2 protein-coding genes are annotated in these 1444 nt (G+C 61.9%); both read left to right on the top strand.

The window, feature by feature from the left end; genetic code table 11:
• Positions 1-151: 151 nt before the first annotated feature.
• A complete protein-coding gene (locus tag EN925_RS35625) occupies positions 152-1102 on the top strand; it encodes a LysR substrate-binding domain-containing protein (RefSeq protein ID WP_127370210.1) in 951 nt (316 codons plus the stop codon).
• Between the two features lie 77 nt (positions 1103-1179).
• Positions 1180-1444 (top strand): LysR family transcriptional regulator (locus tag EN925_RS35620; protein ID WP_164894654.1); only part of this gene is annotated, 265 nt, incomplete at its 3' end.

The following is a 1444-nucleotide window of genomic DNA, read 5'->3' as shown; positions in this document are numbered from 1 at the left end:
GTGGCTGGCCTATCAGGGACGCCTGTCCGTCATCGATCAACGTCCTCGCCACAGGATCGTCCTGGTGCCGGACGTGAACCCATTGTTTGAGTCCGTTACGACCCCGTGGATCGCACGGCTCCTCGACCGCGTGACGGGCCGGTAACTGGGCATGGAAGGCATCGACCTCAGGCGTCTACGCTATTTCATCGCGGTTTGCGAGCACGGCGGCTTCTCCCGTGCGTCCCAATCCATAGGGGTCGCCCAACCGTCCCTGACGCGACAAATTAAGCTGCTCGAAAAGGAAGTCGGTATCTCGTTGATCAACCGAAGTGGGCGCGGTGCCGAGCCCACGGCCGAAGGATGGTTCCTCCTCGGCCAGTCGCGCCTGCACATCGATGGGCTCGATGATGCGGTCCGCGAGGTGCGCCAGCGCTCGGACAAGCTCAAGGGCGAAATCTCGCTCGGCATATGCCCGACGATGGTGCCGCTGTTTCTGGAGGACATCCGCAATTTTGTTGAAGCCCAGTATCAGGGTGTCACGCTGAATGTCGTCGAGGCCTACAGTGGCGACCTTGCCAGTCTCATGCGCTCCGGCCGGCTCGACGCTGCACTCACCTATCGGCCCAGCGCGCCGGATCAGCTCGACATCCTCAATCTGTTTGCCGAGCGCCTCGTGCTGGTAACCGCTTATGCCCGCGCCCAGGTCGACGCGCCGCGCCAGTTGGGAGACATCAGCCGGTTAAAGTTGATATTGCCGAGCGAAATCCATGAATTGCGGCGGATCATCGATCGGGTCTACCGCGACCGGGGCATCGCGCTGCAGCCGGAACTCGAGCTCGATTCGCTCGGCGCCGTAAAAGCTGTCGTCGCGGACAAGACCACCCAGTACGCAACCATTCTGCCCCACTCGAGCGTGACGCGCGAAGTGGCCGGGCACGTGCTGAGCGCTTATGCGATCGCTGACAGCGCCATGGTCCGCACGATTGCCGTCGTGCGGCCTCAGGGAGGCAGTCCCCGGAACGTGGTGCTCACCGCCTTGATTGATGAAGTCCGTCGGCGGGCCGGACGGATCAAGAGATCCATGGACAGCGCCGACGCGGTCTTGTTAGGGCAGGGATAGAAGGACGGCCGCTTTTTGTCGTTGCCTCAATAACGGAATGTTATACGCTAGGCCTCCGCGGAGCGTAGGGAGCCGTTTTGGACCTTCGACAGCTAAGATATTTTTCCAAGGTCGTCGAGAGCGGCTCGTTCTCGAAGGCCGCGACACAGCTCCATGTGGCGCAGCCCGCTTTGAGCCAGCATGTCAGACACATGGAAGAGGAGCTTGGCCTTCCTCTCCTGCATCGCGGGCCACATGGCGTGAGTGCGACCGAAGCGGGCACGCGGCTGATGGTGCATGCCAAGCGCATCCTAGCCGAGTTTGCCGAAATTAACGACAGCGTGAGGGGCGCCGCCATAGCTC

Origin of the sequence: Mesorhizobium sp. M7A.F.Ca.US.006.04.2.1, assembly GCF_004022915.1 — a bacterium.
Classification (GTDB): Bacteria; Pseudomonadota; Alphaproteobacteria; order Rhizobiales; family Rhizobiaceae; genus Mesorhizobium; species Mesorhizobium ciceri.
Note: the sequence above shows the minus strand (reverse complement) of the source record. Positions and strands in the feature narration are given on the sequence as shown.